Source organism: Pseudomonas sp. WPR_5_2 (assembly GCF_003634475.1).
Taxonomy (GTDB): domain Bacteria; phylum Pseudomonadota; class Gammaproteobacteria; order Pseudomonadales; family Pseudomonadaceae; genus Aquipseudomonas; species Aquipseudomonas izuensis.
This window is the reverse complement of record NZ_RBLA01000005.1, coordinates 45,651-70,439: the sequence shown is the minus strand read 5'-3', so window position 1 is coordinate 70,439 and position 24,789 is coordinate 45,651. Positions and strand designations below refer to the sequence as shown.

Annotated in this window: 20 protein-coding genes and 1 tRNA gene; 5 read left to right on the top strand and 16 right to left on the bottom strand. The window is 60.1% G+C overall.

Going from position 1 to position 24,789, the window contains the following annotated elements; genetic code table 11:
- Positions 1 to 13: 13 nt before the first annotated feature.
- From pqqD to BJ917_RS18675, 8 genes are all read right to left on the bottom strand, one after another.
- Positions 14 to 289, bottom strand: a complete 276-nt coding sequence (gene pqqD, locus BJ917_RS18710) for a pyrroloquinoline quinone biosynthesis peptide chaperone PqqD (RefSeq protein ID WP_121104052.1) — start codon at positions 287 to 289, stop codon at positions 14 to 16.
- Positions 286 to 1,038 (bottom strand): pyrroloquinoline-quinone synthase PqqC, encoded by a 753-nt coding sequence (gene pqqC / locus BJ917_RS18705; RefSeq protein WP_121104051.1) that lies wholly within the window; start codon positions 1,036 to 1,038, stop codon positions 286 to 288. Before pqqC ends, pqqD begins: the two co-directional genes overlap by 4 nt.
- Positions 1,039 to 1,173: 135 nt before the next feature.
- Positions 1,174 to 2,085 (bottom strand): pyrroloquinoline quinone biosynthesis protein PqqB, encoded by a 912-nt coding sequence (pqqB, locus tag BJ917_RS18700; protein WP_121104050.1) that lies wholly within the window; start codon positions 2,083 to 2,085, stop codon positions 1,174 to 1,176.
- A gap of 99 nt (positions 2,086 to 2,184) precedes the next feature.
- Positions 2,185 to 2,259 carry a pyrroloquinoline quinone precursor peptide PqqA gene (gene pqqA / locus BJ917_RS18695; RefSeq protein WP_003194766.1) on the bottom strand — a complete coding sequence of 25 codons (75 nt, stop codon included), beginning with the start codon at positions 2,257 to 2,259 and terminating at the stop codon, positions 2,185 to 2,187.
- A 155-nt stretch (positions 2,260 to 2,414) separates the two neighbouring features.
- Complete coding sequence (gene pqqF / locus BJ917_RS18690; RefSeq protein WP_121104049.1) at positions 2,415 to 4,835, bottom strand: pyrroloquinoline quinone biosynthesis protein PqqF; 2,421 nt, start codon at positions 4,833 to 4,835, stop codon at positions 2,415 to 2,417.
- 38 nt (positions 4,836 to 4,873) lie between these two features.
- Positions 4,874 to 5,668 (bottom strand): carbon-nitrogen hydrolase family protein, encoded by a 795-nt coding sequence (locus tag BJ917_RS18685; protein ID WP_096514654.1) that lies wholly within the window; start codon positions 5,666 to 5,668, stop codon positions 4,874 to 4,876.
- Positions 5,669 to 5,680: 12 nt separating this feature from the next.
- Positions 5,681 to 7,363: an NAD(P)/FAD-dependent oxidoreductase gene (locus BJ917_RS18680; protein WP_096514656.1), complete on the bottom strand. Its 1,683-nt coding sequence runs from the start codon at positions 7,361 to 7,363 to the stop codon at positions 5,681 to 5,683.
- A gap of 230 nt (positions 7,364 to 7,593) precedes the next feature.
- Positions 7,594 to 8,055, bottom strand: coding sequence for an Lrp/AsnC family transcriptional regulator (locus BJ917_RS18675; protein WP_007980298.1), 462 nt, complete (start codon positions 8,053 to 8,055; stop codon positions 7,594 to 7,596).
- A 178-nt stretch (positions 8,056 to 8,233) separates the two neighbouring features.
- Between BJ917_RS18675 and BJ917_RS18670 the strand changes: the two genes are divergently transcribed.
- Together BJ917_RS18670 and BJ917_RS18665 are read left to right on the top strand one after the other, a co-directional pair.
- Positions 8,234 to 10,588: a glucose/quinate/shikimate family membrane-bound PQQ-dependent dehydrogenase gene (locus tag BJ917_RS18670; RefSeq protein WP_121104048.1), complete on the top strand. Its 2,355-nt coding sequence runs from the start codon at positions 8,234 to 8,236 to the stop codon at positions 10,586 to 10,588.
- 105 nt (positions 10,589 to 10,693) lie between these two features.
- Complete coding sequence (locus tag BJ917_RS18665; protein WP_172901643.1) at positions 10,694 to 11,353, top strand: peptidase M41; 660 nt, start codon at positions 10,694 to 10,696, stop codon at positions 11,351 to 11,353.
- Between the two features lie 58 nt (positions 11,354 to 11,411).
- Here BJ917_RS18665 and BJ917_RS18660 read toward each other — a convergent pair whose 3' ends face one another.
- From BJ917_RS18660 to rpsU, 6 genes are all read right to left on the bottom strand, one after another.
- Positions 11,412 to 11,699 carry a DUF3077 domain-containing protein gene (locus BJ917_RS18660; RefSeq protein ID WP_121104047.1) on the bottom strand — a complete coding sequence of 96 codons (288 nt, stop codon included), beginning with the start codon at positions 11,697 to 11,699 and terminating at the stop codon, positions 11,412 to 11,414.
- 402 nt (positions 11,700 to 12,101) lie between these two features.
- Positions 12,102 to 12,178 (bottom strand) — tRNA-Ile (locus tag BJ917_RS18655).
- A gap of 15 nt (positions 12,179 to 12,193) precedes the next feature.
- Complete coding sequence (locus tag BJ917_RS18650; RefSeq protein ID WP_121104046.1) at positions 12,194 to 15,940, bottom strand: bifunctional diguanylate cyclase/phosphodiesterase; 3,747 nt, start codon at positions 15,938 to 15,940, stop codon at positions 12,194 to 12,196.
- A 124-nt stretch (positions 15,941 to 16,064) separates the two neighbouring features.
- A complete protein-coding gene (gene rpoD / locus BJ917_RS18645; RefSeq protein ID WP_096514664.1) occupies positions 16,065 to 17,912 on the bottom strand; it encodes an RNA polymerase sigma factor RpoD in 1,848 nt (615 codons plus the stop codon).
- A 67-nt stretch (positions 17,913 to 17,979) separates the two neighbouring features.
- Complete coding sequence (dnaG, locus tag BJ917_RS18640) at positions 17,980 to 19,950, bottom strand: DNA primase (protein ID WP_096514666.1); 1,971 nt, start codon at positions 19,948 to 19,950, stop codon at positions 17,980 to 17,982.
- Positions 19,951 to 20,428: 478 nt separating this feature from the next.
- Positions 20,429 to 20,644, bottom strand: a complete 216-nt coding sequence (rpsU, locus tag BJ917_RS18635) for a 30S ribosomal protein S21 (protein ID WP_002551877.1) — start codon at positions 20,642 to 20,644, stop codon at positions 20,429 to 20,431.
- A 199-nt stretch (positions 20,645 to 20,843) separates the two neighbouring features.
- On the opposite strand from rpsU, the gene tsaD reads away from it, so the two are divergent.
- Entirely contained in the window at positions 20,844 to 21,872 is a 1,029-nt protein-coding gene (gene tsaD, locus BJ917_RS18630) for a tRNA (adenosine(37)-N6)-threonylcarbamoyltransferase complex transferase subunit TsaD (RefSeq protein WP_121104045.1), read from the top strand.
- Between the two features lie 20 nt (positions 21,873 to 21,892).
- Here tsaD and plsY read toward each other — a convergent pair whose 3' ends face one another.
- Positions 21,893 to 22,462, bottom strand: coding sequence for a glycerol-3-phosphate 1-O-acyltransferase PlsY (plsY, locus tag BJ917_RS18625; RefSeq protein ID WP_096514670.1), 570 nt, complete (start codon positions 22,460 to 22,462; stop codon positions 21,893 to 21,895).
- A 74-nt stretch (positions 22,463 to 22,536) separates the two neighbouring features.
- Here plsY and folB point away from each other — a divergent pair, with 74 nt between their 5' ends.
- Positions 22,537 to 22,893, top strand: coding sequence for a dihydroneopterin aldolase (gene folB / locus BJ917_RS18620; RefSeq protein WP_008051601.1), 357 nt, complete (start codon positions 22,537 to 22,539; stop codon positions 22,891 to 22,893).
- Entirely contained in the window at positions 22,884 to 23,402 is a 519-nt protein-coding gene (folK, locus tag BJ917_RS18615) for a 2-amino-4-hydroxy-6-hydroxymethyldihydropteridine diphosphokinase (protein WP_121104044.1), read from the top strand. The genes folB and folK overlap by 10 nt, the downstream gene beginning before the upstream one ends.
- A gap of 106 nt (positions 23,403 to 23,508) precedes the next feature.
- On the opposite strand, the gene BJ917_RS18610 is transcribed toward folK, so the two are convergent.
- Complete coding sequence (locus BJ917_RS18610; RefSeq protein ID WP_121104043.1) at positions 23,509 to 24,738, bottom strand: multifunctional CCA addition/repair protein; 1,230 nt, start codon at positions 24,736 to 24,738, stop codon at positions 23,509 to 23,511.
- Positions 24,739 to 24,789 lie beyond the last annotated feature (51 nt).

The following is a 24,789-nucleotide window of genomic DNA, read 5'->3' as shown; positions in this document are numbered from 1 at the left end:
GTCCGACGCGTTATCAGGCCAGTTCGATCCAGTGCTGCGCACGGGCCACCTCCATGAATTGCTCGATGTCGTCACCGAGCTCGGGCACGCCGGGGAACTGCTGGTCGAGTTCGGCGATGATCGCCGCGACATCCCGCTGGCCATCGATCAGGCCGCCGATCAACGCCGCGCTTTCATTGAGCTTGATCATGCCTTCCGGGTACAGCAGCACGTGGCCTTTCTGGGCCGGTTCGTACTGGAAGCGGTAGCCGGGACGCCAGGTCGGGGTCCGGCTGCGGTCGAAACTCATAAGCTGATTCCTTTGTGCCAGACCCGCTGGTCGGTCACGCTGTGATAGGGCGGGCGTTTCAGTTCGTAAGCCATGCTCATGGCATCGAGCATGCTCCAAAGTATGTCCAGTTTGAACTGGAGAATGTCCAGCATGCGTTCCTGGCCTTCCCGCGTGGTGTAGTGCTGCAAGGTGATCGCCAACCCGTGTTCCACATCGCGACGCGCCTGGCCCAGGCGCGTGCGGAAATACGCGTAGCCGGCCGGGTCGATCCACGGGTAATGCTGCGGCCAACTGTCCAGGCGCGACTGATGGATCTGCGGCGCAAACAGTTCGGTCAGCGAGCTGCTGGCGGCTTCCTGCCAACGGGCACGGCGGGCGAAGTTGACGTAGGCGTCCACCGCGAAACGTACGCCGGGCAGCACCAGTTCCTGCGAGCGCAGCTGCTCCGGGTCCAGACCGACCGCCTGGCCCAGGCGCAACCAGGCTTCGATGCCGCCGTCTTCGCCGGGGGCGCCGTCGTGGTCGAGCAGGCGCTGAATCCATTCGCGGCGGATTTCGCGGTCCGGGCAGTTGGCCAGGATGGCGGCGTCCTTGAGCGGGATGTTCACCTGATAATAGAAGCGGTTGGCGACCCAGCCCTGGATCTGCTCGCGGTTGGCCCGGCCTTCGTACATCGCCACGTGGTAGGGGTGGTGGATGTGGTAGTAGGCGCCCTTGGCGCGCAGGGCGGCTTCGAATTCGGTGGGGGACAGCGGGGTGTCGGTCATTGCGGGTCTCCGGTGTACAACCGTTGGAATCCTGGGTGTCTGCTCGGGCCTCTTCGCTGGCAAGCCAGCTCCCACAAGGATCTGTGGCGTACACAAAACCTGTGGGAGCTGGCTTGCCAGCGATGGGGCCATTCGCTACAGCACAATGCTCATGCCGTCATACGCCACTTCCACACCGCGCCGCTCCAGTTCCGCGCGCTGCGGCGAGTCCTCATCGAGAATCGGGTTGGTGTTGTTGATGTGGATCAGCACCTTGCGCGGCCCGGGCAGTTGCTCGAGCACCTCGAGCATGCCGCCGGGGCCGTTTTGCGCCAGGTGGCCCATTTCCCGGCCGGTGCGGGTGCCGACGCCACGGCGCTGCATTTCGTCGTCGTCCCACAGCGTGCCGTCCACCAGCAGGCAATCGCTGTCGGCCATGATCGCCAGCAGCGGTGCATCGACCTTGCCCAGGCCCGGTGCGTAAAACAGTTTACCGCCGGTGCTCAGGTCCTCGACGACCAAGCCGATGTTGTCGCCCGGGTGCGGGTCGAAGCGGTGCGGCGAGTAGGGCGGCGCGGCGCTGCGCAGTGGCAGCGGGGTGAAGCGCAGGTTCGGGCAGGCCGGGACGCTGAAACTCTGATCGAGTTCGATGCGGTTCCAGGTCAGGCCGCCATTCCAGTGGGTCAGCATGTTGAACAGCGGGAAGCCGCTGCTCAGGTCTTCGTGGACCATGTCGGTGCACCAGACCTGATGTGGGCAACCTTCGCGCAACATGAGCAGACCGGTGGTGTGGTCGATCTGGCTGTCCATCAGGATGATCGCGCCGATGCCGGTATCGCGCAGGGCGCGGCCCGGCTGCATCGGGGCGAAGCTCTGCAGTTGCGCGCGGATGTCCGGCGAGGTGTTGCACAGCACCCAGTTCACGCCGTCATCGGAAATCGCGATGGACGACTGGGTCCGCGCCTGGGCCCGCAGGCTGCCGTCGCGAAAGCCGGCGCAGTTCACGCAGTTGCAGTTCCACTGGGGGAAACCGCCGCCGGCGGCGGAACCTAGAATCTGGACAAACATGGGTGCTCCATCATTGCAACGCGGAAAATAAAAGCAACGTTGAAAATAAAACGCCTCGGATGACCGAGGCGTTGAACTGCGATTCTGCCAGGGCAGAGATTAGCGGCTGGCGAAGTACATGGTGACTTCAAAGCCGATACGCAGGTCGGTGTAAGCAGGTTTGGACCAAGTCATGGGAGCGCTCCTTCAGGTGATGGGACAGTTGAGACCTATACATATAGTCCACCTCCGGCGGGAGATGTTCAGATAGTTAGGTAGCTATGTTACTCAAAATTTCAGAATAATTGGCTGCAAATGTTCGAGAAAGTTAATTGCAGCCTTGGTAATGATCATTTTGCCACTTGCCAGGGCGAGCCAGGGCAAGTGCCGCTGGACAGACAGCGCCAACCGCCCTCGGCTTGAATCAAGCGCTGGGCGGCGGCGATGAGTGCGGGCCGATCAATCATCAGGATTGCCTCGGGCAATTGCGTCAGATAATCCGACGAGCGGCCGGCGAGTTTGCCCTGCCAGAGCAGTTCGGCAGCCTGGGCACTGGGCAATACGGCGCTGGTGAACTGATCGGCCAAGGCCTGGCGCAGGGCGATGAAATCCGCGTCATCGATGTCGCGAATCCTGTCCGGCAATCCGTTGAGGAACTGCTCGATATGTTGCAGCAGATCCACCGGCGTCACGTTCGGCGATTGCACGCCAAACAGCTGCCCGGTTTGCCCGTGCATTTGGCGCAGGGCGCTGAACACCGCGTAGCCGAGTTGCAACTCCACCCGCAGACGCTGGTAAAACGGCGTCTGACAGAGGTGTGCCAATAAGCGCCACGCGGCTTCGTCAGCGATATCCGTGGATGCGGTCGGGCAGAACAGCAATAACGCATGTTCGTTTGAGCCGGTATCCAGGGTGCTCCAAAGGTGTTGCCCGTGGATCGACGGCGGTGGCGTCGGTTGATTGTCCGGTGTGCCGGGTATGCGGCTCAAGGCCAGACCCATTGCTGCCTGGGTCTGAGCCGACAGGCCAATCGCCAGTCCGTCCCAGCGCGCGCTCGACCAGAGTTGCTGCGCGTCATTCGAATCCGCAGTGGGCTCCAGAAGGTGAGCGGACAATGCCTTGAGCAGCTGCCGGATCGGCATCAAGGCTGGCTCATCCTGTGTGAATTCGACAACAGGACTTGCCAGCGTTTTCAGCACGTACTCCAGAACGGTGGGCATCGGCTCCTGAAGCCCGGTCATCTTCAGCAGCCATTCGTTGCCCGAGGCGCTGAAGGAAAACTCCACGCCGGCCTGCCGGGCTTCATCGCGTAACGGTTGCAGGGTGTTTTCCAGTCGCCACTGGAGGCTGCTGCAGGGGGCGCAGTCCAGACGCCAGCGCAGATACAGCGCACCTTCTGCGCTGGTGTCCGGTAAGGCCTGGCTGAACTGCATCGGCGAGCGTTCGCGACGGCTGCGTGAGCGATCCTGGGCAAAGGTGCGCAAACCACGGTGGGCGCTGGTCTGGCCGCGAATCAAACCAGCGTTGGCCGCGGGCGCTTCGGACCGCAAAAACGGATTGGGCGTCGGCAGTAGCCATTGGCCGGTGAAGTTATCCACAGCGCCGATTTGTTGCAGGATAGCCTTGAGGGCGGCCACTCCGTGTTCGGATAACCCGGTTTCCCGTTGTTCACTGTCCAGTCGTGCCAGTTGCAAGGCGCCGCTGACTTGCTGCTGGCGCTGGAGCAGGGTGGAGTATTCATTGCGCAACTCACTCCAGCCTTGTCTGGCGAAGAAGCTCAGCCAATCCATGAGCTGTTCGCGAATCGCCATTGGCTGAGCATTGGCGCTCAGTGTGAATTCGATGTGCAGCAGGGCTTGCCCGGCGAAGTGATACAACGGCGCTGCTTTCAGCTGTTGGGCCAGCCCATGTTTTTGCAGTTCAGCCAGCAGCCCTCCGGGTTTCGCCGCGTTCAGCCAATGACACAGGAACGCCAAGGCTTCCGGGGATGACGCGGGCAGCGCTTCGAGCGCGAATACCAGATCCAGCCGACAGTCGTTCACCTGTTGATAACTTCTCTCCAACGCGTCCATCAGTGGTGCAGTCGGTTGTTGCGGGACCTTTTTGCCCCCGGGGATGGCATCCGCGAACACTTGGGCCAGCGCCTTCAATTCTTCGGGGGATTGAGGGCCCACCAGGCTCAACGTCATCTGTCCGGCCTGATAAAACCGCTGATGGAAATCCTGCAACGCTTGCTGAAAATCAGGTTGCGACACCGGCAGACTGTCGCGGTTGCCTGCGTGAAAACCGCGTAGCGGATGAGTTTTTGACAGGCCACCCAACAGCGAAAATTGCTGTTGGGCCGTCTCATCTTGCGACCACGCGACAAATTCCGCCTGAAGAACTTCCCGTTCCCGCTGCTGATCGTCCGGATTCATACGCGGATGGGCGAGCATGTCTGACAGGCGCTCCAGACCGCCGCTTAAAAACTGAGGCGGTAACTCGAAAAAATAGTCGGTGGTGCGCTCGCTGGTCTGCGCGTTCACCTGTCCGGCGTGACTCTGGACGTAGGCCATCAGCCCTTGGCTGGCGGGAAAACGCTCGGTTTTCAGAAACAGCAGATGCTCAAGAAAGTGCGCCAGGCCCGGCCATTCCAGCGGCACATCATGGCTGCCGGCGGCGACCCGCAACGCCGCAGCGGCGCGCTTCAGATCGGGCGCAGAACGCAACGTTACCTGCAGACCATTGGCCAGGGTTTCAGTGTGGGGGCGAGGGTGATTCAGCGCAGGCATGGGCACTTCCAGAACAGTGAAGTGCCAATGCTAGCGGATTAGCGCTTGTTCAGCGCGCCGTAAAGCTCTGGGCGGCGATCGAGCAAATAGCGATTGGCGGCGCGGGACTCGACCATCAATTGACGATCCAGCTCACCGACGATCAGCGCTTCATCGAGGCCGGCCTGGGCGATGCGGCTGCCATCCGGCGCGGCAATACTGCTCTGGCCGCAATAGTGGATATCGCCTTCCTGCCCACAGTAGTTGGCGTAGGCCACATAACACTGGTTTTCGAAGGCGCGGGAGCGGACGGTGACGTCGGCGACGAAATCGAAGGGAATCATGTTCGCCGTCGGCGCCAGAATCAGCTCGGCACCGTCGAGGGCCAGACGCCGCGCGTTCTCCGGAAATTCCAGGTCGTAACAGATCAGGAAACCAAGCTTCCAGCCGTTGAGTTCAACCACGGGAAATTCGTTGGTGCCGGGGCTGAACATCGAGCGGTCAAGATCACCAAACAAATGGGTCTTGCGGTAATTGCAGACGCGCTCGCCCTGGGCGTCGATCAGCTGCACAGCGTTGTAGATCTGCCCGTCCTCGGTACGTTCGGGATAGCCATACAAGATGGCGATCCCGGCGGTCCGGGCGATGCGCGCGATCTGCTGCGCCGACTCACCGTTGTGCACCTCCGCCAGCACGCTGACGGCATCGAAGCCGATGTTGTATCCGGTCAGGAACATCTCCGGCAGCACCAGCAAATCGGCGCCTTTGGCTTCCTGTGCCAGCTGCCGCAGACGTTGCAGGTTGCCGGCGACGTCCAGAGGCAGCGGTGGACATTGGTAAAGGGCTACGCGCATCAGGGATTCCTCTTACTCGGGCAGGGCGATAGGGCCTATGTCTTTGAACACGTCACCCGGGCCCGGGTTCTCTTTATGTGTCGCGCCGCCGAAATGCTTCATGATGCCCCACACCGCGTTGAGGGATGTTTGCACCGCGCCTTCGACCCAGGCCGGCGTCCATGAAACGTCGTCGCCGGCGATGAAAATCCCACGCTGTTCAGCAGGCATGTCGTCCTGCATGAAATGCGCATACATGCGCTGGTTGTAGCGGTAGTGGCCGGGCAGGGCGCCTTTGAAAGCCCCGAGGAAGTGCGGGTCGGCTTCCCAGGACACAGTGATCGGGTCGCCGATGATTCGTGCGGCAATGTCGACTTTCGGGTAGATCTTCTTCAACGCATCCAGCGCCAGTTTCACGCGCTTTTCCACTGGGTGCGGCAGCATTTTCAGCGCATCGCTCATCCACGAGTACGACAGGCAGATCACCCCCGGCTTGTCGTCGCCGTTGTCGAACAGGTAGGTGCCGCGGGTCAAACGGTCGGTGAGGGTCATGCTCATCAGGTCGCGGCCGGTTTCCGGGTCCTTGTCCTTCCAGAATGGGCGGTCGACCATCACGAAGGTTTTTGACGATTGCATGTAGCGGGTACGGTCCAGGGCCATCCACATCTTTTGCGAAAACAGGCTTTCGTCGCATTCGATCTGGGTGGTCAGCAGCCAGCTTTGGCAGGTGGTCAGCACCGCGGCGTACTCGCGGGTGTCGCCGTTGTTGTCGGTGACTGCAAAACGGCCGCCCGGTGCGTGGGCGATTTTCTTCACCCCGGAGCGTGGAGCGCCCCGGTGCAACGATTTGAGGCTGGTGCCTTGTGGCCAGTGCACGCAGCGTTCCGGCTCATGGCGCCAGATGCCTTGCGGCACTTGTTCCACGCCGCCGACCACCAGGTGCTGGTGATCGTCGCAGTTGGTCATCACCACCCGGAAGATTTCCAGCATCGAGTTAGGGAAGTCCGAGTCCCAGCCACCGGTGCCGAAGCCGACCTGGCCGAACACTTCGCGGTGATGGAACGACAGTTTGGCGAAGGCTTTGGAGGTGGCGACGAAATCGTAGAAGGTGCGGTCATCCCACAGCGGCACGAGGGTGTTCCACAGCTCCTTGAGGCGCGGTACGTCGCGGTCGCGGATGGCTTGCTGGATGTCGGAGAACTGCGAACCGGCTTCCAGGGCATCGGCCCAGGCGTCAGCCACTTCCTGGAACAGCGCAGGAAGATCCGCCAGTTTCTGTGCGTAATGGGTCTTGCCTTCCAGATCGATGACGGTGCTGCCGGAGGCAGGAGTCAGCGGGTTAGGGAAGGGTTTGGTCTCAAGGCCCAGCTTGTCGACGTAGTGATAGAAGGCGGTGGACGACACCGGAAAACGCATGCCGCCCAACTCGGCGACGATGCCATCGGTGCCGTTGAACGCCTGGGAGCGCAGACGACCGCCCATCTTCGAGGCTTCGTAGACGACGGGCTTGAGGCCGAGTTTCATCAGTTCGTAAGCGGCCACCAGCCCCGCGATGCCGGCGCCGACAATCGCCACTTCGGCACCGTGATTGTGCTCGGGAATGCTGCCCAGGCCGGCCGGGTGTTCGATCCAGTCGTCGAAGGCGAAAGGAAAGTCCGGACCGAAAATGGTGACTGGTTTTTTACCGTCTGCAGGATGGCGATTGTTCTTGTTCATGGCTGACCTTGCTGGCGACTCGACGGGGAACGCGCGTCTGAGTATAGGAAAAGATGTCAGCCATTCTAGAGAGCGTACAGCACGTTAATAAGACGCAAAGTGTCGTCGTTTTGCTAATTAACCAGTCAATATGACGATTAAATTAATCGAATTGACAATGAGTGCCCTTGTGGGAGCGAGCCTGCTCGCGAAAACGCCAGTCCAGACACCACCCATTCAGGGCTGAAAACTCAAACCGGCTGCCCCCGATCAATCTTGCTACTCAAGATGATCGAAGTCGTGGTCTTCTCCACCCCATCCACACTGCCGATCTGATCCAGCAACTGATCCAGTTGCTCCGGCGAGTCCGTGCGCAGCCACGCCACATAATCAAATTCGCCACTGACCGCACATAACTGCTGCACTTGAGCCATGGCGCTCAACCTGCGCAATACCTCCTTGCCGGAACGCGGTTGGACCGTGATCCCCACATACGCCTGCAACCCGCCATCCACCACCCGCTGGCCAAGACGCACGCCGTAACCGGTAATCACCTTGGCCTTTTCCAGCCGCGCCAGGCGCGAAGTCACGGTGGTGCGCGCGATACCCAGTTGCCGGGCAAGCATGGCCACGCTTTCGCGGGCGTTGATCTGCAGGGCGGCAATCAACTGGCGGTCGATTTCGTCGAGAACGGGTGGGCGAGTGTCAGGCAAAGGGGGCATCTCCAGCGGTACAGATCGGTGGATGAACATGTTACAGGCACATCCCCCCGCAACGGATCCTTGATCTGAATTCACGACCGTTCATGCCATTCCTGACTGCGACAATTTGCCATAAGTAACTAGGTAGTACATTATTCCGCGCTTGTCACAAATGGGGATAATTACCGACATGAATAATTCTGGGGCTGCCGCCGGCAGCAAATGGGTGCTGGCGGGGCTGGGTGTGCTGATCGCACTGATCGGTCTGGGCCTTGCAGGAGGCGGTGGTTACTTGATCGCACTGGGCGGCAGTTGGTACTTCCTGCTGATGGGCCTGGCGATGATGGCTTCCGGGTTAATGATCGCTCGCCGCAAGCCGAAGGGGGCGTGGCTGTATGGCCTGGCGTTGATCCTGACGGCGATCTGGGCGGTGTGGGATGCCGGTTTCGAGTATTGGCCGCTGGTCTCGCGCGTGCTGACTTTCGCCGTGATCGGCCTGGTCATCGCGTTGATCTACCCAACGCTGGTGCGCGCTTCGGGCGCGACCGCTGGGCGTGGCGCTTATGGCCTGGCCGGCATCCTGGGCGCTTGTGTCGTCGCAACGATGGCCTACATGTTCGTGCCGACCCACGTGGTCAAGGCCAGCAGCGAACCCGCGGTAACGCCGGTCGCACCGGGCACCGAACAGAAAGACTGGGCGCACTGGGGCAACACCACCGCCGGTAATCGCTTTGCCGCGCTGGACCAGATCAACAAAGGCAACATCGACAAATTGCAGGTGGCCTGGACCTTCCGCACCGGCGACATCCCGCAAAGCACCGGCGCCGGCGCCGAAGACCAGAACACCCCGCTGCAAATCGGTGACACGGTCTATACCTGCACCGCCTACGGCAAGGTTTTCGCCCTGGATGCCGACACGGGTGCCCAGCGCTGGAAGTTCGACCCGCAAGGCACCGCGCCCAACTGGCAGCGTTGCCGTGGCCTGGGTTATTCCGAAACCCCTGCCTCTTCGGACAACCAAACTACAGCCTGTACGAAACGTCTTTTCCTGCCGACCGGCGATGCGCGCCTGATCGCCATCAATGCCGAAACCGGCAAGCCCTGCGAAGAGTTCGGCAACCGGGGTACCGTCGATCTGACCACCGACATGGGCGAAGTGAAGCCCGGTTACTACCAGCAAACCTCGACGCCATTGGTCGCTGGGGATGTAGTAATCGTCGGCGGTCGCGTGGCCGATAACTATTCCACCGGCGAGCCGCCAGGCGTGGTGCGTGCCTACGACGTGCGCAGCGGTGAACTGGTATGGGCGTGGGATCCGGGCAATCCGAACACCACCAAACGCCCTCCGGCCGGTCAGACGTATACCCGTGGCACGCCGAACGTGTGGTCGGCCATGTCCTACGACGCCAAACTCGGCCTGGTTTACCTGCCGACCGGTAACGCCACCCCGGACTTCTTCGGGGGACAGCGCACCGAGTTCGATGACAAGTGGAACTCGTCCATCGTCGCCATCGACGTGAAGACCGGACAAGTGCGCTGGCACTTCCAGACCACTCACCACGACCTGTGGGACTTCGACCTGCCGGCGCAACCGCTGTTGTACGACGTGCCTGACGACAAGGGCGGTATTCAGCCAGCCCTGGCGCAAGTCACCAAGCAGGGCGAGATCTTCCTGCTCAACCGTGAAACCGGCGTGCCGATAGCGCGGGTCGAGGAGCGCCCGGTGCCGCAAGGCCATGTGCCCGGCGAACGCTACTCGCCGACCCAGCCGTTCTCGGTGGACATGCCGTCAATCGGCAATAAAACCCTGACCGAAGCCGACATGTGGGGCGCCACGCCGTTCGACCAGTTGATGTGCCGCATCCAGTTCAAAGGCATGCGCCACGAAGGCGTCTACACCCCGCCGGGCATGGACCGCGCCCTGCAATTCCCGGGCTCGCTGGGTGGCATGAACTGGGGCAGCGTCTCGGTCGATCCGAACACGAATTACATGTTCGTCAACGACATGCGCCTGGGCCTGGCCAACTACATGATCCCGCGCGACAAAATCGGCGCCGGGGCCAGCGGTATCGAAATGGGCGTGGTACCGCAGGAAGGCACCCCCTTCGGCGCGATGCGCGAGCGCTTCCTTTCGGCGGTCGGCATTCCGTGCCAGAAACCGCCGTTCGGCACTATGTCCGCCATCGACCTCAAGACCCACAAGTTGATGTGGCAAGTCCCGGTGGGCACCGTGCAAGACACCGGCCCGCTGGGCATTCGCATGCACTTGCCGATCCCGATCGGCATGCCGACCCTCGGCGCGTCCCTGGCCACCCAGTCGGGCCTGCTGTTCTTCGCTGGCACCCAGGACTTCTACCTGCGCGCCTTCGATACCGGCAACGGTAACGAGATATGGAAATCGCGCTTGCCGGTGGGCAGCCAGTCCGGGCCGATGACTTACGTTTCACCAAAAACCGGCAAGCAGTACATCCTGCTGACGGTGGGCGGTGCGCGTCAGTCGACGGATCGTGGGGACTACGTGATTGCCTATGCGTTGCCCAAGTAAGGGCTGATCCCAGGTACGAAAAAGCCGCGCCACTGCGCGGCTTTTTTCTGTGTGAAATTTCAGTAAAGCTACAGTCACTCGTAGTTGAACGGGAGATCCAGCGTGATGGACGTGAAGAAAATGCCTCCTGCTGTGCGGGACCATGCCTTGCAGATCGCTAATCATGAAATGGGGCATTACGTCGTGGCTCGGGCGCTGGGGTTTGAAACGGGGGGCGTGACCCTGACAGTGGCCATGGACCTGAGGCATAAGGGGGGCGCCTGTATCACCCTGTCGCGATCGATTTCGTCGTTGCAAGCGATGAAGGCGTACCTGGAAGACCGGATCATGGTCCTCTATGCCGGCGCCATGGCGCAGACATTACCTTGCGTCCAGGCACGGGAAAAACGCGTCGATCCATCGAGCGCGGCCGCCATCCTCAATGGCGCGTTTGGCGCGGAAAAGGATGACGCAAAAATCAGGGAACTGCGGCAGCTGCTGCGCAACATCACATTCCCCGATACGGATCCTGCGTCGTCGGACAGCGTCACCACCGAACTGAAGTCGATCCATGACCGTCTATGGTTGCGCACTCAAGAAATCGTCGAGGCATTGGCCGGGACCATTACTGAACTCGGACAGGCGTTGGTAGAACGCATGGTCCTTGTGGAGCAGTGGGGCAGGTCGGCGGATACCTACGAGGTAGTGTTGACGGGGGAAGTACTGAATCGGTTGACACCTGTAGGAGCGAGCTCGCTCGCGAAAATCGTGAACGATAACGCGTAAAACCAGATACCCAACGGTGCTCTCAGGTTTTTCGCGAGCAAGCTCGCTCCTACACGCATTAACCGATTGGCCGTCGCGTCAGCACCTTCACCACATCGTCGATCACCGCTTTGCTCATCGTCGTCAGATAGTGCGCGGCGCAGGCGTGTCGGTCGGAGTCTTGGGCGTAGGCGGCATCCACGGTCAGGGATTTGGCGAGGAACAGAAAGTCGGAGGCTTGGGCCAGGGCGTCGGCGATGGGGACGTCGCGGCAGACGTGGAACAAAGGCTGGTCAGAGAGATACAGGAAAGGGGTGAAGCCGACGGTTTTGAGTTCTGAAATTGCGGATGTATCTATTTTAGTCATGGTGGCGCTCCAAGGTTCGAGGAGCTGTCACGTTCGTTTCCAAGCGAATAGGTGGCAGCTGTACGCAGGTTGGAAAACCGGGAACCGAGGAACCGGCACGCCCTAAGGCGTCCCACGCACAGCTGCCATGACACAAGGTTGCAGTCGTAAATACGTCTGCTCTCATGATCGAGCGCTGTTGCGTTACGGTTCGGCGGGTTTCCAAGCCCGTTCGCTGAATGCTCAGCGACGTCCGGAGACTATCCCGTCGAAGAAAAGCGCAACAAGGCGGCAAAGTGCCCAAAAGCAAGATTCGGAGTTTGCCTACAAGGCCTTACGGCGTCATCCGATATTGCTACGCAGGAAGTAAACAAAACCAAACGCCAGACACGAAAAAGCCGCGCATTGCGCGGCTTTCTTGTTTGGTGGGCCCACACGGACTTGAACCGTGGACCAAAGGATTATGAGTCCTCTGCTCTAACCAACTGAGCTATAGGCCCTCAGTAGGCCGCGGATTATAGCGACGGTTTCGCGGCTGTGCTATCCGAAAAATCCAATACGGCTGTACGAAGAAACGTCGCGGCGAATTCGTCGGGGGGCAGGGGCAGGCTGACGATGTAGCCCTGGATCTGCTCACAACCCTCATAGGCCAGGAATTGCTGCTGCGCCTGGGTTTCGACGCCTTCGGCAATCACGGTGAATTGCATGCTGCGGCCGAGTGCGATGATGGCGCGCACGATGGCGACATCGTGGGGATCGTCCGGCAAACCGCGAACGAATGACTGGTCGATCTTGAGGATGTCCAGTGGCAGGCGTTTGAGGTAGCTCAAGGACGAGTAGCCCGTACCGAAGTCGTCGATTGCCAGTTGCACGCCCAGCTGTTTGAGTTGATGCAGCACGGCCAGCGCTTCTTCCGCCTGGCTCATGATGAAGTTTTCGGTGATTTCCAGTTGCAGGAACCCGGGTTTGAGGCGGTAGTCCTTGAGCAATTGCTCGATGCGGCTGAGCAGGTTCGGCTGGCGTAACTGAGCGCCTGCGAGATTGACCGACAGCGGGCCAAGGTCCATGTAGGTTTTGTTCCACTCGTGCATTTGCCGGCAGGCGGTCTCGAGCACCCAGTCGCCGATTTGCAGGATCATGCCATTTTCTTCGGCCAGGGAAATGAAGTGCTCCGGCGGCACGTCGCCAAAGGTCGGGTGGCGCCAGCGAATCAGTGCTTCGGCCCCGACCAGGCGATAGTCGTCGAGGCTGATCTTCGGTTGATAGTAGAGGTGCAGCTCATTGCGCTCGATGGCGCGTCTCAGTTCGTGTTCCAGCGCTACGCGTTCGCTGGCTTGCGCTGTGAGGTCGCAGGTATAACTTTCGACCCGGTTACGGCCCTTGGCTTTGGAGCGGTACATCGCCGCGTCGGCGTTCTTGATCAGTGTGGCGACATCGCAACCGTCCTGTGGATAAAGACTGGTGCCGATGCTGGAACTGATGAAGAACTCGTGCTCACCGGCCTGGAACGGTGCGGTGAAGCAATTGAGCAGTTTGGTGGCGATGTTGTCGGCATCGCTGGGTTGCTGCAAGCCAGGCAGCAGAATGATGAACTCATCGCCGCCCAGGCGCGCCACGGTGTCGATGTCGCGCAACTGTTCCTTGAGGCGCACGGCAATGCCCTTGAGCAACAGATCGCCAACCGGGTGACCGAGGCTATCGTTGATGTGTTTGAAACGGTCCAGATCGAGGAACAGCACCGCACCTTGACCACCGTTTTCTCGCTGGGTATTGAGTGCGGTCAACAAACGGCTTTCGAACAGCGTGCGGTTGGGCAGGCCGGTCAGCGGGTCGTGGTGGGCCTGATAGTCAAGTTTGGCCTGGGCGTGCTTGAGGCTGGAAATGTCGGCGAACACCGCCACGAAGTGGGTGATGAATTTGTCCCGATTGCGCACCGCGCTGATGGTGAGCCAGCTCGGGTAGAGCTCGCCGTTCTTGCGCCGGTTGGAGATTTCGCCTTGCCAGTGCCCTTCGGCAGTCAGCTGGTGCCACATGGCGGCATAGAACGCGCTGTCATGCAGGCCCGAGGCAAGCAGGCGCGGGGTATGGCCCAGTGCTTCGCTTTCGCTGTAGCCGGTGATCTCGGTGAAGGCGCGGTTGACGGCGCTGATGTGCTGCTGGGTATCGGTGATCAATACGCCTTCGGCGGTGCTCTCGAACACCGTGGCGGCCTGTTGCAGCTTTTCCTGCATCAGGTGGCGCTCGGTGATGTCCCGGGCGATGGTCAGCATGCAGTCTTCGTCGCCAATGGGTAGTGGCCGACTGGACACTTCGCAGAGGCGGATCTGCCCGTCGCTGCGGCGGATATGGCAACTGAAATCACGGACGAAGCCATCGCGGTGCAGCAGGTCGAGCATCTGTTTGCGTTCGTTGAGGTTGACCCAGATCCCCAGATCCAGGGCCGAGCGATCCACCGACATTGCGCTGTTGAACCCGGTGATACGGCTGAAGCCTTCGTTGACTTCCAGCAGCAACCCATCACTCTGCCGAGACAGCAGCAAGCCGTCCGGGGATGCATGGAAGGCCTTGGCAAATTTCTCTTCGGAAGTTTGCAGTTGTTGCTGGGTTTCCTTGAGCTGGGTGATGTCGCGCACGACCACCACCAGTGCCGGGGTTGTGTCGAGGTCGAAGGGTTCGGCGGAGATCAGGCCGGTAAACACCTGGCCATTGCTGCGGCGAAAGGGCATCTCCAGGTTGCGGATGCTGCCGGCCTGCAGGCGCTGCAATAATCCCGGCCCCACACCGGGAACCCCCCAGATATTGAGGTCGGTGGCGGTCTGGCCGATGACGTCTTCGGCCCTGAGGCCGATCTGTTCTTCGAACGCTTCGTTGACCTCCAGCAGGCAGCCGTCGGAGAGCCGCGCGATGACCAGAATGTCCGGGCATTGCTGGAACACCGAAGCAAACTTCTGTTCCGACAGACGCAGCGCTTCTTCGGTGCGCTTGGTCTCGCTGATGTCGATCATCAGCCCGCGCATCACCGGTTCATGGCCGTGTTCGATCAGGCTGACGATATCGCGGACCCACAGGCAGCGCCCGTCAGCGGTGATAACCCGATAATCCAGGCTGTGATCACGTCCGGCCAGCACTTCGTGATCGCAGAAATTCTGCGCGCGGGTGAGGTCGGCGGGGTGAATGATGTTGCGCCAGAAACCCGGAATCAGCCAGTGGGACAGGGGATAACCCAGCAGATCCTCGGCGTGGGGCGATACATAGCTGTAGGTGAAGTCGCTCATCCGCGCTTCCCAGGCGATGGCCGAGAGGCTCTCCACCAGCCCGCGGTAGTGATATTCGCTGCTGCGCAGTTCCTGCTCCAGATCGATCCGGCGGGCAATTTCCGAACTCAGGCGGCGGTTTATGCGGATGACCGTCGCCAGCACGGTGACCAGCAGTAGCAGCCCGGGCAAACCGTAAACCAGCAGATCTGACCAGAAAGTCCGGTGATCGAGGACGTTGCCGACCCAATGCTCCTGGATGGCGCTGATTTCTGCCGGGGTCATGTCCGCCAGGACTTTATCCAGGATGCTGACCAGCATCTTGTTGTTCGGGGGGACGCCCATGGCCAGTTGATAGCGATAGGGGGTTTCGCCGCTGACATACAAACCGTCCAGCCTGAGCTGGCGCAGGCTCCAGACGCTGGAAGCGAGATCGCCTACGACCGCATCCACTTCATCGGTGGCCAACGCCTGCAAAGCCGAACTGACGTTGGGCATGGCCACCAGATTCAGGTCGGGGTTGTGGGTGCGTAGCAACTCATGGGGCGCGTAGTTTTCCACCACGGCGATTTTCAGCCCGTACAGGTCCTCGATCTTGCGCGGTTGGGGGCCCCCGACATGGGCCAGGATGACAATCGGGAAATCCAGATAAGGACGGGTGAACGACAGATAAGCCTGGCGTTCCGGGGTCGACATGATACCCGGCAAGAGGTCGAGCTTGCCTTGCCTGGCCTGCTCCAGCACAACCGTCCAGCTGACTGGCTCGATAGGCGTGAGTTTGACGGCCAATCGCTGACGGATCAGGTTGATATAGTCTGCCGCAAGACCCTGGTAACGCCCCTGATCGTCGCGAAATTCAAAGGGTGGCCAGGAGGCATCGACACCCAGTCGCAAGTCCGGGTGGGCCGCAAGCCAGCTACGTTCTTCGTCGGTTAGAGTCAGCGCGCCAGCCGTTGCGGTCCAGGTCATTAGCGACAGCAAAAAAAGCACGGTCGGCAGTCTGGGCATAACGGTCTCGTTATGGCTCGGGGGAATGTTTCGAGTGTAGACGGGCAAATCGGCGGGAGGGGCGTAGCAGGGGGATTTTATCGCCATAAAGCAAAACCCCCGGCCTGGGCCGGGGGTTTTGTGATCACTCGTCGAGGAAGGAGCGCAAATGCTCGCTTCTCGTCGGGTGGCGCAGCTTGCGCAACGCCTTGGCTTCGATCTGACGAATCCGTTCACGGGTCACGTCGAACTGCTTACCAACCTCTTCAAGCGTGTGGTCGGTATTCATGTCGATACCGAAGCGCATGCGCAGCACCTTGGCTTCACGGGCAGTGAGGCCGGACAGTACTTCGCGAGTCGCTTCCTTAAGGCTCTCTACGGTAGCGACATCGATTGGCGACTGCATGGTCGAGTCTTCGATGAAGTCGCCCAGATGGGAGTCTTCGTCATCACCGATCGGGGTTTCCATGGAGATCGGCTCTTTTGCGATCTTCAATACCTTGCGGATCTTGTCCTCAGGCATTTCCATGCGTTCGCCCAGCTCTTCCGGCGTCGGTTCGCGACCCATTTCCTGCAACATCTGCCGGGAAATACGGTTGAGCTTGTTGATCGTCTCGATCATGTGCACCGGAATACGGATGGTGCGGGCCTGGTCGGCGATCGAGCGAGTGATCGCCTGACGGATCCACCAGGTGGCATAAGTCGAGAACTTGTAGCCGCGGCGGTATTCGAACTTGTCTACCGCTTTCATCAAACCGATGTTGCCTTCCTGGATCAGATCGAGGAATTGCAGGCCACGGTTGGTGTACTTCTTGGCGATGGAGATCACCAGACGCAAGTTCGCTTCAACCATCTCTTTCTTCGCGCGGCGGGCCTTGGCCTCACCGATCGACATGCGACGGTTGATGTCCTTGATCTCGGCGATGGTCAAACCGGTTTCGGTTTCCAGCGCGGTCAGCTTTTGCTGGCAACGAATGATGTCCGGTTGCAGGCGACCAATGGCTTCCGCGTATTTGGCTTTGCCTTTGGCCAGAGCATCGGTCCAGCTTTCGTCGATTTCATTGCCCGGGAACTGGCGCAGGAAATCGGCACGCGGCATGCGTGCATCACGAACGCAGAGCTGCATGATTGCGCGCTCTTGCTGACGCAGGCGATCCAGGGCACTGCGAACACGCTCGACCAGGCCTTCGAATTGCTTCGGCACCAGTTTGATCGGCATGAACAGCTCGGCCAGGGCCAACAGTTCGGCAAGCGCCGCCTTGTTGTGGCGACCGTGCTTTTTCAGGGCCTTGCGGGTGATTTCCATCTGATCGGCCACAGCGCCAAAACGCTGCGCAGCGATGATCGGATCCGGACCGCTTTCGGCTTCTTCTTCGTCATCCGAGGCTTCGGCGTCTTCGTCGTCCGAGTCGTCGTCCGCTTTCGCGGCCTTCGCATCGATCGGCGGTGGCACTTCTGCAGCAGGTGGCGCAATACCGTCGTCCGGGTCGATATAACCGCTCAGGACGTCGGACAGGCGGCCACCTTCGGTGGTGACGCGAGTGTACTCGGAGAGAATATGCTCGACCGTGCCAGGAAAGTGCGCAATGGCGCTCATCACTTCACGGATGCCTTCCTCGATACGCTTGGCGATTTCGATTTCGCCTTCACGAGTCAGAAGCTCGACCGTACCCATTTCGCGCATGTACATGCGCACCGGGTCAGTGGTGCGACCGATATCGGTCTCCACCGCTGCCAACGCGGCGGCTGCTTCTTCCGCAGCGGCCTCGTCGGTATCGGCGTCGGCCAACATAAGGGCGTCCGCATCCGGAGCACTCTCGTGTACGGGGATCCCCATGTCGTTAATCATGCGGATGATGTCTTCCACCTGCTCCGGATCTGAAATATCCTCGGGCAGGTGGTCGTTGACCTCGGCGTAAGTCAGATATTTCTGCTCACGACCCAGTTTGATCAACTCAATAATACGAGACTGCTGTTGCGCTTTTCCGGACATAACACCCTATCCACTGAAGGTCTTGGCGGGCAAAAAACAAGCCGAGGATTATACCTGAGCTATGACCTCACGCGCCAGTTGAGGTCGGGTTTGATGCGGAAACATTCTGTTTTAAGAGGTCGCGCATCTGTTTTGCTATCTGAATTTGCTCTTCAGCCGATAAACCCGGCTGCCTGGCTTTCTTGATGAGTTCGTCGAGGGTCTGCGTATGCTGACCCGCGGATAATCTAGTAATGGTGTCTAAAAACTGTTGTTCAAGGTTGTCGCCGTCAATTAGCCACTCCTTTTCGGCGAGTGCTTTCAAGAGGCGCCCTTGCTCTGTGCCGTGCCAACGGGCCATCAACTGAATAGAGTTTAGCTTAGGATTTTTCTGCACAGCCTCGATCAAGGCGATTAGTACCTGAGCGTACGTATTGCTCTCGTTGGCAAAATGATCGGCACTCTCAACCTTGCCGGCCAATTGTGGATGGTGGATTAGCGTGCGCAACGCGATCAGCGTCGGCGCTTCTACCGCCACTGGCGTGCGCGGGGCATAGGATTCATCACGATCGCCGCGCTTGCCGTTTTTGCTCCAGGGTTTCTTGTCCCATTTCTTGCCGCCGGCCCCCGGTTTTTTCGGCGTCCACTCCTGCTGGGGCGCGTAGGCTTCCTGGGGTTGGTGAAAGTCGGCGTAGTCCGGCATGGCGTCGTAGTCCATGCCCGGGTCATAGGCCGGCGGCATGTCCTGAGGTGCGCTGTGCACCAGCTGGCTGACCGCTTCACCGCTCAAGCCTGTGATTTCCAGCAAGCGCTGGCGCATCAGGGTGCGCAGGTTGGCGCCCGGAACCTTGTCGATCAGCGGTGCCGCCAGGGTGGCCATATGGGCCTTGCCTTCGAGGGAGCGGGGATCGGCTTCTTCGGTCAATTGCTGGAAGAAATAGTCCGCCAATGGCTGGGCGTGCTGGTTGATGCGCGCGCGAAAGGCATCGGTGCCTTCGGAGCGGATCAAGGTGTCCGGGTCTTCGCCTTCGGGCAGAAACAGAAACCGTGCGCGACGGCCGTCCTGCAGGCTTGATAGCGTTGCTTCGAGGGCGCGCCACGCGGCGTTTCGGCCGGCCTGGTCGCCATCGAAGCAGAACAAAACGCTGGGCACCACACGGAACAGGCGCTTCAAGTGTTCTTCGCTGGTGGCTGTGCCGAGGGTTGCCACGGCGTTGCGCAGGCCCTGTTGGGCGAGGGCGATCACATCCATATAGCCCTCAACCACAATGATTTCATCGAGGTTGCGGTTGTTTTTACGGGCTTCGAACAGTCCGTAGAGTTCTTGACCCTTGTGAAACACCGGGGTTTCCGGGGAGTTCAGGTATTTGGGCTTATCGTCCCCCAATACCCGGCCACCGAAGGCGATGATCCGGCCGCGACTGTCGCGGATCGGGAACATCACGCGGTCGCGAAAGCGGTCGTAGCGCTTGCCTGTCTCGGCATTCTCCACCAACAGACCGGCGTCAATCATGGCTTTCTGTTGAAGGGTGTCGCTGCTCAAGTGCTTGTACAGATTGTCCCAGCCTGGCGGGGCGAAGCCGAGGCCAAAGTCGCGGGCGATTTCGCCGGTGAGGCCGCGGCCCTTGAGGTAATCGACGGCAGCCTTGCGCTGGGGATGGCTTTTGAGTGCCTGGCGATAAAAATCGGCGGCAGCGGTCAACAGAGGGTACAGCGGAGAATCGGTCGGTTGGCGCGGTTTGTGCGGACGGCCACTTTCTTCGCGGGGGATTTCCATGCCGGCGGCTTTGGCCAGTTCCTCCACAGCCTGGGGGAAGTCCAGGTTGTCGTGGTCCATGATGAAGCCGAGGGCATTGCCGCCAGCGCCGCAGCCGAAACAGTAATAGAACTGTTTGTCGGGGCTGACGCTGAATGACGGAGTTTTCTCTTTGTGAAACGGGCAGCAGGCGGTGTGGTTCTTGCCGGCTTTTTTCAGTTGCAGGCGCGAGCTGACCACATCGACGATGTCGGTGCGGTTCAGAAGGTCGTCAATGAAGCTCTGGGGAATTAGCCCGGCCATGGCGTTCTCGTCATCTGCGCTGAATGGGGTCCGAAACGAATGGCGGCGAGCGCGGGTCGTTGGGTGAAGCACGCAAGGTGCGCGGCTCGACCGGTGTCGTCTGCATATTCGCTGTCGGGAAGTGTATCTGCCGAAAATTCACCGACGTTAATGCTTGTCAGTATTCGACTATTTGAAAGTGTTGCGCTGAATCCGGCTGCGACCAGTCAATGGTCTCGGATAGCTCATAGTTTGGCACGCAATAGATGCCTGGGCTGATCGTCGTGAGAGGAATCAGTGGGTGTGCTCGTCAGTAGCCTTGAAAGGCTCGTCAGAAAAGACGTGCACCGCTGGCAAAAAGCCAGGTCTGACGCGGTGAAGCAGATTTGTCTCGGTCGCATCTGCGGCTTCGACGGTGAAGCATCAAGCGTTTTACGCAAATGCCATAAGCCCGGCTGAGGGCCGGGCTTGGCAGAAGCTTGCTACGATCGTCTGTGTATTAGTACAGACGAACGGCGCGGCGCTGTTCGCGCTGAACTTTCTTGGCGTGACGCTTAACAGCGGCTGCTGCTTTGCGCTTACGCTCAGAAGTTGGCTTCTCGTAAAATTCGCGGCTACGAACTTCAGCCAGTACACCGGCTTTTTCGCAGGAGCGCTTGAAACGACGCAGAGCTACGTCGAAGGGTTCGTTCTCTTTTACTTTGACGGCTGGCATCCAGAGCTACCTTCATTCATTACCGGGGTCAACATCCTCGCGGCAAAAGAGCACTTGAAGACGTCGGTTTTTAAGGGTTGCGGATGTTAACCCCTCATCGCTCGGAATGCAAAGCCTCTGATCGAAAACCGCTGGTCGGGGCATCACGCGACGACTATTATGCGCGCCTTCGAATTCAGCCTAAACAAGGCGCAAACCCATGCTAGTACTGGGATTAGAAACCTCCTGCGACGAAACCGGTGTCGCACTTTACGACAGTGAACGTGGCCTGCTGGCCGACGCACTGTTCAGTCAAATCGACCTGCACCGTGCTTACGGAGGCGTGGTGCCGGAACTGGCTTCGCGCGATCACGTAAAGCGCATGCTGCCCTTGATTCGTCAGGTGTTGGCCGAAGCCGGCTGTGTGCCGACCGAGATCGACGCCATTGCCTACACTGCCGGTCCTGGCCTCGTGGGCGCGTTGTTGGTGGGGGCTTCCTGCGCTCAGGCGCTGGCCTTTGCCTGGGGCATTCCGGCACTGGGCGTGCACCACATGGAAGGCCATTTGCTGGCGCCTATGCTGGAGTCGCAGCCACCGGAATTTCCGTTCGTCGCTTTGTTGGTTTCCGGCGGTCATACGCAGCTGGTTCAGGTCGACGGAATCGGTCAATACACGCTGCTGGGCGAGACTCTGGACGACGCCGCGGGCGAAGCTTTCGACAAGACTGCGAAGATGATGGGCCTCAATTATCCGGGTGGCCCGGAAATCGCGCGTCTGGCGGAGCAAGGCGTTGCAGGACGTTTTGTGTTTCCGCGCCCGATGTGCGATCGCCCTGGCCTGGATTTCAGCTTCAGCGGCTTGAAAACCTTCGCGTTGAACACCTGGCAGCAGTGCGTGAGCGCCGGGGACGACGGTGAGCAAGCCCGTTGCGACATCTCGCTGGCGTTCCAGCAGGCCGTGGTAGAGACTTTGACCATCAAGTGCAAGCGTGCCCTGAAGGCGGCTGGCATGAAGCGACTGGTGATCGCAGGAGGCGTGAGCGCCAACAAGGCGTTGCGTGCTTCTTTGGAGAAGATGCTCGGCGACATGAGGGGCGATGTTTTTTATGCCCGCCCGCAGTTCTGTACCGATAACGGCGCAATGATCGCGTTCGCCGGCTGCCAGCGTTTGCAGGCCGGCCAGCAGGAAAGCCTGGCGATCAGCGTGCAGGCGCGCTGGCCGATGGAGCAGTTGTCGGCCTTGCGATGAGCTGCTTTCATGGCCGGCGCCTAAAAATGCCGTTCGCGCCCGGCAAACAGGTCGCGTAGATTGCCGCGATGACGCCAGACGATCAGTCCCGTGAGCGTGCTCATGGGCAGCAATGCCGCCGGTTCTTGCCAGGCCAGCAGTGGCAGGGTCAAAGGCGTGGCAATCAGGGCGGCCAGCGAGCTGGTGCGGGTCAGGTAGAACGTCAGCAGCCAGGCGCAGACCGCCATCAGCGCCGCGGGTGGATACAAGCCCAGCAACATCCCGGCAGCGGTGGCGACACCCTTGCCCCCGCGAAAGCGGAAATACAGCGGGAACAGGTGTCCGATGACGGCGCAGACGCCGATCCAGGCCTGATCCTGCAATGAAAGGCCTGCAACACCGGCGATCAGCACAGGCAGCAGTCCTTTGCAGAGATCGCCGAGCAACGTCAGGATGGCGAGTTTTTTACCGGCCAGGCGCAACATGTTGGTGGCACCGGCATTGCCCGAGCCACTCGAGCGTGGATCGGGGTTACCGGTCAGGCGGCTGAGCAAAATGGCAAAGGACAGAGAGCCGAGCAGGTAGGCGAGGATCGCCAATAACCAAAACATGCTAACTATTCCGGGCGAGGACGCCCTGATTCTAACGGCGCAATGCGCCCTTGTCGTGTAGCGGAGAAAAGTGCTTGGACAGAGTGTTTATCGAGGGCCTGGAAGTCGACACCGTGATCGGTGCCTACGACTGGGAGCGAGGCATCCGACAGTGCTTGCGTCTTGATCTGAGTTTCGCCTGGGATAATCGTCCGGCTGCCGCCGGCGACGACCTGACCCTGGCGCTCGATTACGCCAGTGTTTCGTCGCGGATCCAGGCCTTTGCCGAGCAGGCGCAGTTCCAGCTGGTCGAGACCTTTGCCGAGCGCCTGGTTGAAGTGCTGATGAGCGAATTCAAGATCACCTGGATGCGCCTCAAGCTGACCAAGCCAGGCGCGGTTCCTGCCGCTACCGGTGGCGTGGGCGTGGAGATCGAGCGCGGATGTCGCTGACTCAGGTGTATCTTGGGCTCGGTAGCAATATCGAGCGCGAATCCCATTTGCGGGCCGGACTGGATGCCTTGGCAGGTTTTCTGGTGGACATCCATTGTTCGCCGGTCTTCGAAAGCCAGCCGGTAGGGATCAAGAGCGGGCCATTCTTCAATTTCGTGGTGTCGGCCTACACCGATCTGCCGCTGATGGAGCTCGATCGCCGGCTGAAATTCATCGAAGCCGACAATGGGCGCTATGCGCCGGATCGCAAGGGTTTGCCGCTGGATATCGATGTGCTGTTGTTCGGCGATCTGGTGGGTAACTTCGATGGCTTGATTCTGCCGCGGGCAGAAATTCTGAAAAATGCCTTTGTGTTGTGGCCGCTGTCGTTGATTGCGCCAGATCGAGTGCATTTGGGTGTAGGAAAAAGCTTTGCGACGCTTTGGGGTGAGGCACAGATCGATCAGGTACTGGCGCCGGTGGCGTTTGAATGGCGCGGGGAGCAGTTAACGCCTGCGAATTTGCTGTGACCTGACTGACGTCTTCGCGGGCAAGCCTCGCTCCTACAGGTTTGTGTCGCACGCGCAATGGGTGAGCGCGGGAGCTTGTAGGAGCGAGGCTTGCCCGCGAAGCTTTTCAGGCCGACGCCGCTTCTTTGTAAGCCTTTAACGCCTTGAGTCGTTCACGCTTGATTGCCTCGCCCAGTTCTGGCCCCTTGAATCCTTTCTCCAGCAACGGCTGAACCGCCACCCCACGCGCCGCATTGGCCGCCCCGCGCAAATAATCCGCTTGTGGATAACTTCGCTGCTCCAGGCCTTCGCGTCCACGAGCGTCCATCTCGCACGCCGCGATGAATTCCTCGAACCGTTGCGGTCGTCGGTAAATGTCGAAACTTTGCAGCAATTCCAGCAAAGTCGAGGGCTTCAATTCCAGGGCACGATGGCCGTGGGTGTGATACTCGCCCACCAGCAGCGCCAATTCCTGACAATCTCTGGGCGCCTTGAAGCGTTCGTTGACCGCCTTGATTAGTTTGAGTCCCTTGAACTCGTGGGCAATGTGCCGTGGCCATTCTTCCTGTGGCGTCAGCCCTTTGCCCAGGTCATGCAGCAGGCAGGCCCAGCGCACCGTCAGCGGTTGTTTATGTCGAGCCGCTTGTGCAAGTACGCTCAGGGTGTGCGCGCCGGTGTCGATTTCCGGGTGATGAGCCTCTGGTTGTGGCACCCCGAACAGTGCATCGATTTCAGGCATCAATTCCTTGAGTGCGCCACACGCGCGCAGCACTTCAATGAACACCTGTGGCTGGTTTTCCATCAGCGCACGAGAAATCTCTTTCCAGCTCCGTTCCGCCGTCAGTGCTTGAAGCTCGCCGGACTCGCTGAGTTGACGCATCAGCGCCAGCGTTTCCAGGGCAACGGTGAAACCCAATTCGGCATAACGCGCCGCAAAGCGGGCAACACGCAGAACTCTGAGGGGATCTTCAGCAAACGCGGGGGAAACGTGACGAAGAATGCGCGCTTCAAGGTCACGTTGGCCGTGGTAGGGGTCGGTCAGGTTCTGTTGATCGTCCTCGGCCATGGCGTTGATTGTCAGGTCACGACGAATCAGGTCTTCTTCGAGTGTCACATCAGGGCTGGCGTGAAAAGTGAAGCCGCCATAACCGCGTCCGCTTTTGCGTTCGGTCCTGGCGAGGGCGTACTCCTCACCGGTTTTGGGGTGAAGGAACACCGGGAAATCCGCGCCTACCGGGCGAAAGCCCTGGGCAAGCATCTCTTCGGTAGTGGCGCCGACCACGACCCGGTCGATGTCCGTGACAGGTATGCCCAGCAGGCGATCGCGTACCGCGCCGCCGACTTTATAAATCTGCATAAAAAACCTCCGTTAGCTCGACAGGATAACCGTTGCGTCGAGCTTTCGGAG

What these genes read in the sequence shown, in the direction of transcription:
- pqqD (WP_121104052.1), bottom strand. Translation starts at nt 289, where the DNA reads ATGAGTTTCGACCGCAGCCGGACCCCGACCTGGCGTCCCGGCTACCGC.
- pqqC (WP_121104051.1), bottom strand. Translation starts at nt 1,038, where the DNA reads ATGACCGACACCCCGCTGTCCCCCACCGAATTCGAAGCCGCCCTGCGC.
- pqqB (WP_121104050.1), bottom strand. Translation starts at nt 2,085, where the DNA reads ATGTTTGTCCAGATTCTAGGTTCCGCCGCCGGCGGCGGTTTCCCCCAG.
- pqqF (WP_121104049.1), bottom strand. Translation starts at nt 4,835, where the DNA reads ATGCCTGCGCTGAATCACCCTCGCCCCCACACTGAAACCCTGGCCAAT.
- BJ917_RS18685 (WP_096514654.1), bottom strand. Translation starts at nt 5,668, where the DNA reads ATGCGCGTAGCCCTTTACCAATGTCCACCGCTGCCTCTGGACGTCGCC.
- BJ917_RS18680 (WP_096514656.1), bottom strand. Translation starts at nt 7,363, where the DNA reads ATGAACAAGAACAATCGCCATCCTGCAGACGGTAAAAAACCAGTCACC.
- BJ917_RS18670 (WP_121104048.1), top strand. Translation starts at nt 8,234, where the DNA reads ATGAATAATTCTGGGGCTGCCGCCGGCAGCAAATGGGTGCTGGCGGGG.
- BJ917_RS18665 (WP_172901643.1), top strand. Translation starts at nt 10,694, where the DNA reads ATGGACGTGAAGAAAATGCCTCCTGCTGTGCGGGACCATGCCTTGCAG.
- BJ917_RS18660 (WP_121104047.1), bottom strand. Translation starts at nt 11,699, where the DNA reads ATGACTAAAATAGATACATCCGCAATTTCAGAACTCAAAACCGTCGGC.
- BJ917_RS18650 (WP_121104046.1), bottom strand. Translation starts at nt 15,940, where the DNA reads ATGCCCAGACTGCCGACCGTGCTTTTTTTGCTGTCGCTAATGACCTGG.
- rpoD (WP_096514664.1), bottom strand. Translation starts at nt 17,912, where the DNA reads ATGTCCGGAAAAGCGCAACAGCAGTCTCGTATTATTGAGTTGATCAAA.
- dnaG (WP_096514666.1), bottom strand. Translation starts at nt 19,950, where the DNA reads ATGGCCGGGCTAATTCCCCAGAGCTTCATTGACGACCTTCTGAACCGC.
- rpsU (WP_002551877.1), bottom strand. Translation starts at nt 20,644, where the DNA reads ATGCCAGCCGTCAAAGTAAAAGAGAACGAACCCTTCGACGTAGCTCTG.
- tsaD (WP_121104045.1), top strand. Translation starts at nt 20,844, where the DNA reads ATGCTAGTACTGGGATTAGAAACCTCCTGCGACGAAACCGGTGTCGCA.
- plsY (WP_096514670.1), bottom strand. Translation starts at nt 22,462, where the DNA reads ATGTTTTGGTTATTGGCGATCCTCGCCTACCTGCTCGGCTCTCTGTCC.
- folK (WP_121104044.1), top strand. Translation starts at nt 22,884, where the DNA reads ATGTCGCTGACTCAGGTGTATCTTGGGCTCGGTAGCAATATCGAGCGC.
- BJ917_RS18610 (WP_121104043.1), bottom strand. Translation starts at nt 24,738, where the DNA reads ATGCAGATTTATAAAGTCGGCGGCGCGGTACGCGATCGCCTGCTGGGC.